Source organism: Vibrio sagamiensis NBRC 104589 (assembly GCF_007990935.1).
GTDB classification, from domain to species: Bacteria; Pseudomonadota; Gammaproteobacteria; order Enterobacterales; family Vibrionaceae; genus Vibrio; species Vibrio sagamiensis.
Map to the genome: position 1 here is coordinate 1 of NZ_BJXJ01000078.1, position 5,745 is coordinate 5,745.

Sequence of the window (5,745 nt, forward strand, 5' to 3'; positions counted from 1 at the left end):
GAGTTAGACGATAAGCTGCATACCCAAATGTGAACCTTACGGTTCATTCACTCGTTCACATACCCACAATCGGCTGGAAATTTTCCCTGGGGGTTTCCAGTCTTCCTCATGTGGATATGTGGACGAGTGAGAAGGGCGCGCGGTGAGACATAATGAACAATAAAAATGCATCACACTGAAGAGGAGCGTTTCTTTGTCACGCGCTTTTTGGGCTGCATTAACTGGGCTAACTTGTCGAAGTCGATCCCCTTTTCCAATATCTGTAAGCGGACCGCTTCCAGCTCTTCTTGTTCAATCCGATCACGCTCTTTCTGAGCGTGCTCCTCTTGTTCTTTGTGAGTTTTTAATGTGGTTATCACGTCAATAATGCGTGATAGCTGTTGTGAACTGGCCGCTTTTAGAAGGGTCTTGGCCAAGCGTTCACTGCTTAATGTTTTGATAACATCTTTCATTCATAAAACCCTATCATTCCCATTATTCGAAAAATATTTACGGTGTGCTCAGCTAACGTTATTGGCATCATCTCTTCAGGCAATAAACGAGCAGATTTTTTGTAAATGCCATCATCAAAAAAAAACACTCTATTTTTATCCACCCTCACTCCCATAAAAAAAGGGTCTGTATTCAGGTGGGTAAAATCTTCTAACTTTACATTATCTGCACCTTTAATAAGGCGTTGTATCAATCGACTCACTAAGCAAATACCTTTAAGTTGTGCTTCTAATTGACGGCCTTTAAAAATGAAATTTCCTCGCTCTAGCTTGAACTCCACACTGAAAGCCGAATAAGGTGTAGAACTGCTCTCTATCATTGCCCAAGTAGCAAAGAGTTTGTAACCCCCACGTTCTTTACGAACATACACTTCTGAGAAACCTTCCAACACTATTCCATCACTCTCGATGTCTTCAGCATCATACTTCTTGCGAATGGAGCCCATAAAAAATGTGTCGCCCAGACGCAATTCTCGAATTCGAGCACGAAAGTAAAGCGGTAAATGACAGCGCTGTAAAAATTCGTAAGCTGGCACCGTCATGGTTTCTTTCTGTTGATTACTTTGTACCGGTTCAATATCAAGCAAGGTTATTTCTTCTTGTTCATCTAAGACAAAAGCTACGTCTGACATGGTCAGTCTCCTAAGTTAATGTGAGTATAATCAGGGCGAGAAAATAAAAATTAACGGGTCAATGGGCGTGTTTAGAGATGTGGAATCTTTCATGGACCTTTAATCAAAGTTGATATGGCCCAACGCAATACCAACGTCGACAATGCACTCCATCATTGGCTTAGGCATCATGCTTTCAGGCAGTACGTAAAACACTCTTTTTAGATTACCTTCTTCATCATGAATGAGATTAGGACGAGTAAGAGTTCGCTCTTTATCGATGTTTACCCCAACAAAAAATGGTTGTACATTCCTCCGATAGAACCACGCTTTCTCTTCCTCAGAAATCACATTATTCACAAGGCGCTGTATGTAACGACTGACAAGACAAATTTGCCTTAACTGCTGCTCTGCATTCACCGCTTCAAAAATAAAATCGCCTCCTTTTTTTAGTTTAAACGCCACGTTGACAAAACTGTGGGCTCGGGTCGGTTTGGTTAACAATGTCCAAGTCGCATACAGTTTATAGCGGCCCCGCTCTTTGCGAACGTACACCTCCGCCACACCCTCATAGCCTCCATGCTCTAGCTCATAATCGTGTCGAATCGAGCCCATAAAAAAGGTATCACCCACACGCATTTCTCGAATACGAGCACGAAAGTAGGGTGGCAAATGGCAGCGCCGCAAAAAGTCATAACCTGGGACGGTCACCGTTTCTGTCTGCGGCTGATGTTGTTCATGTTGTGCCTGTTCAAAATCAATGAATGATTTTTCTTCTTGTTCATCTAAAACAAATGTCGCGTCTGTCATGGTCAGTCTCCTACGTTCATGTGAGTTAAGTCAGAGCGGGAAAATACAAATTGAGGCGTCAGCTGACCGTCGTTAACCGAGACTATCTCGGTCACTTTTCTGCCATAACTGGGGTGTCTAGAAACGTGCACAAACACGTCCACGTTACCGATGATTTGTTCATGGGCCAGGTCAAACGAAATCAAACCTTGTGAGGCAATGAGATATTGAAGACGCGATAACGCGTCTTTCGCGCTGTTGGCATGAAGGGTGGTCACGCAACCACAATGGCCAGTATTGATAGCCTGCAAAAACGCATCCGCCGCACTGGCTTTACGGATTTCACCCACCCAAATTCGGTCCGGCCTCATTCGCAAAGCGGCCTCAATCAAGTTTTTCATTTCAATGGAGGAGTCAGTACGATTAGGGGCTTCCATTGACACAAGAAAGGGCAGCCAAGATAAGTAAAGCTCCTGCGTATCTTCACACGTGACGATACGTTCACCTTCTGGAATGTAGCGGGCGAGGGCCCGCAACAACGTGGTTTTTCCGCTGCCTGTATTGCCTGAGACAATCACATTCTTACCCAATTGAATTGCGTCGATTAAGTAATCCAGCATGGCTTGGCTTAATGCACCCAACTCCACCAATTGAGATGCGTGGATGTGCGTTTTGGGCGCAATTCGTAGTGTCAGTGTGGCCCCTTGAGGTGTAATTTCTGGCAAGGTACAACACAAACGACTGCAGTCAGGAAAACGCGCATCCAAGAGGGGATGGTCGCTGTCTAAGGTTTGATTCAGGGCCGTGGCCACCTGTTTAATGAGGTTATAAAAGTCCGTTTCTGAAGCAAAGCGTACGTCGGTTTTTTCTATTTTCCCATCGCGCTCTATCGACACATTATCAAAACGGTCGACAAAGATTTCACTCACACCCGATAAGGTATACAGCGGCCTCAGTGGGGCAAAGTTCTCTTCAACCCACTTCCATTCATAGGTTTTTGCTTCTGGTACTTCACCAAAAAGCGTGGAATAAGTGCCTTTCATAGGCCCTCCTAGTAATAATGCGGTTGACCGAAAAGCATCCCATTTCGATACACTTCCGTGTATCGAACCGTGCCACGGCATCCCTTTGGTAAGGTGTAATTGCTATCTCGCCAAGGTTTCCTGCAGCGACGCTTTTTAAGGTACTTTTCAGGATGAACACCCCACTCAAGACAAGCCGACTCTCCTTGAAAACCAAGTCGTGTTTTGATGCAGTAACGCTTTGGAGGAATGTAAGCGGCATAGCCATAGTCTGCAGTAAAAGTATCTGACTGCGCACTAGGGGCGACGCCTTTTAATAAGCACGAGGTAAAGCTTGGCAGGGGCGGTTTAAAGCGCTTAATGCGCTTTAAAAATGCTTTCTTCGGCCCCGAGCAGCCACTTTTAAAACCAGTGGGTAAACACAACCAAATGCCACAATCATCAGATGAAGCGGCAGACGCTGAAAAAGGAAAAACCATCGGAAACGCAAAAAGAGCCGTGAGTGACCATGCACCCATCGACCGAGTGAATCGTGTCATGGTATGTACCTGTTGTTTGAGATTGAAACGAAAGAGGGGAGTTAGAGTAGGTTGGCGCTTTGCATGACATTCACCACGTAGCGCTGAGTTTCTTTAAAAGGCGGCACGCCCTGATATTTATCCACGTTGCCTTCTCCGGCATTGTAGGCCGCCAAAGCAAGTTTTACGTTGCCGTACTTTTTCATCAGCCTGGCTAACATTTGTGTGCCGGCACGAATGTTCTCATCAGGGTTAAATGGGTCAATACGAGCAGCTTTGCTGTTCATGTCCATCAATTGCATTAACCCTTTTGCACCTTTAGGACTGACGGCCCTGGGGTTAAAGTTACTTTCATGACGAATGACGGAAATAACCAAGTGCTTAGGAACCTGGTAAAGAGTGCTGTAACGCGTGATGCTGTCACAAAAAGAAGGGCAGCCTATTAGAGGGGCTGCCCTGTGATAACTCGATGTCCATCCTGAATATTGCCGGTCGCCTTGAGTCACCGCCGCCTGGCTGTAACAGGCGAGAAGCAATAGGCTCAGTGTAATGAATTTCATTGGGCTCTCCTAGTTAGGTTCCAATAACGTCAATGTGATGCGTTGCCAGCCCGTCACCGGTGTTGCTTTGAGTACGTCAGAACACTTCACTCTCTTTTCATAAAATAATGAAGCGGTGGCCATTGGCTGACGCCACCAAGCAACAGGGCGGGACTCGAAATGCAACACTTGATGTTGAAGCTGCTTCTCCAAACGCTTAAATGACCGACAACGACCTTCTTTCAGAAACATCGGGGATGTCAGCGTCACCGTTCTCACGCCCAGTTCGGCCAGATAAGATAAAAGTCCAGGAAGCTCTTGGTATGTGGGTTTGTTAAAAGCTTGCGCAGGGTTGGCCAAGTGAACCGCTACCGTGTGACCCCAACCCGGCACGACCACCAAAAGAGCGTCATTGCTGGCTCGTACCCGAAAGATGCAGCACCAATAAAGGACAAGGTACATTGTCAGCCAAATCCAAACGACAAGGTTGTGCTCTAAATCAAGCCAAACAAACAAGAGTGATAAGACGGTGCCAAGCACCAGAGTACAAAGAGTTTTCTGCATCCGCATCGAGCGATGCAGAGCTTGAGGCTGACTGAGCTTATAAATAATCAAGAGATTAAATAAGAGAAGAAGAAAGCTAAGAAACATAGACGCTCCATGACACCATGTATTCAAAAAAGGAATGTAAGTTGTAGGCGAGGTAGGGGAGACGGATCAAAAAAGCAGCGTCTTCACGCTGCTTCAATCAATATTATCATTTGGAGGAATAAGACTATCTATTTAGCTTTAAATGATTCACGTCGAGATAACCTTCCATACTCAATTGGTACAAGTTCAGAGCCGTCCCTTAACTTGTGTACATTTGATAACTTATTCGTATACAGAATAAGATACACAATATCACGTCGATCTGTTGCATCTACTGTAGAATGTTTGAGAGCATGTTTATAATACCTTATTCCATCATTTATTTCTTTACCAAAATAGGTATATTTCCCTGATATAGTCGCAGAACTCTTTTTAGATGACATATCACAATCCGGATCAGAGTAAGCGGCTAGTTCACTATCAAAATAATATTTGTCAGCAGAAAAATCTACTGTTATGTAATAATCTTTAGCGATGAGTTTGCAAGGTAACTGCCAGTCCCCAGTCAATTTACCTTCTGGAAATAATAGATCAGGACTAAGAGTTATTAGATCACTAGTATAAACTATTATGTTATGGTCGACTTCATCATAAAGAAAATCCAACGTGTCTTTGGCAGACTTTTGTATATTCTTAATATTTTCAGATGTTTCTACCAACCTATTTTTAAAATCTGAAAATAAAGTGCTCGCTAGAGCAGAAGGCATATTTGAGAAGTATCCCTTAGTAGTATAATCATTTGATATATCCAAATAACCACCAGGGGTCTCAAATTGACTTGATAATTCATCGAGGTTATAGTTTTGTAGCTTGGCTAATGTTGTAAATGGACTAATGATTCGCTCACCTTGAACAGATATCATTTCTTTGCCTTCAAAACGAGCTATGATGTCGTAATCACTGTCCGATTTTGTAATTAGAACTTCTCCATTTCTATCGGTATTACCGATATACTCATCCTCTTCTACTCTTTTATTGCCATTTCTATCAGCATATACCTTCGCGCTACGAGATGGAGAAGAAACGATGACACGGTATTTATAGCTTTCCCTGTCATCAATAGTACTTTCATCAGTGCCTGGGGTCGTTGTGCCACCCGTAGTCTCTGCTTCATCTGTGGTATC

At 44.0% G+C, this 5,745-nt stretch carries 7 protein-coding genes and 1 pseudogene; all 8 read right to left on the reverse strand.

Annotated features, from left to right (window positions below):
• Positions 1-170: 170 nt before the first annotated feature.
• A complete protein-coding gene (locus VSA01S_RS19055; RefSeq protein ID WP_050567490.1) occupies positions 171-452 on the reverse strand; it encodes an H-NS family histone-like protein in 282 nt (93 codons plus the stop codon).
• Positions 449-1,123: a hypothetical protein gene (locus VSA01S_RS19060; RefSeq protein ID WP_050567489.1), complete on the reverse strand. Its 675-nt coding sequence runs from the start codon at positions 1,121-1,123 to the stop codon at positions 449-451. Before VSA01S_RS19060 ends, VSA01S_RS19055 begins: the two co-directional genes overlap by 4 nt.
• Positions 1,124-1,222: 99 nt before the next feature.
• Positions 1,223-1,912 carry a hypothetical protein gene (locus VSA01S_RS19065; RefSeq protein WP_039983641.1) on the reverse strand — a complete coding sequence of 230 codons (690 nt, stop codon included), beginning with the start codon at positions 1,910-1,912 and terminating at the stop codon, positions 1,223-1,225.
• A 2-nt stretch (positions 1,913-1,914) separates the two neighbouring features.
• Positions 1,915-2,934, reverse strand: coding sequence for a TadA family conjugal transfer-associated ATPase (locus VSA01S_RS19070; RefSeq protein ID WP_039983640.1), 1,020 nt, complete (start codon positions 2,932-2,934; stop codon positions 1,915-1,917).
• An 8-nt stretch (positions 2,935-2,942) separates the two neighbouring features.
• A complete protein-coding gene (locus tag VSA01S_RS19075; protein ID WP_039983638.1) occupies positions 2,943-3,452 on the reverse strand; it encodes a hypothetical protein in 510 nt (169 codons plus the stop codon).
• Between the two features lie 41 nt (positions 3,453-3,493).
• Positions 3,494-3,991, reverse strand: coding sequence for a lytic transglycosylase domain-containing protein (locus VSA01S_RS19080; protein WP_039983636.1), 498 nt, complete (start codon positions 3,989-3,991; stop codon positions 3,494-3,496).
• Positions 3,992-4,000: 9 nt separating this feature from the next.
• Entirely contained in the window at positions 4,001-4,540 is a 540-nt protein-coding gene (locus VSA01S_RS19085) for a hypothetical protein (RefSeq protein WP_145993929.1), read from the reverse strand.
• Between the two features lie 209 nt (positions 4,541-4,749).
• Positions 4,750-5,745 (reverse strand): annotated as a pseudogene (locus tag VSA01S_RS20095) (hypothetical protein); the annotation flags it as partial.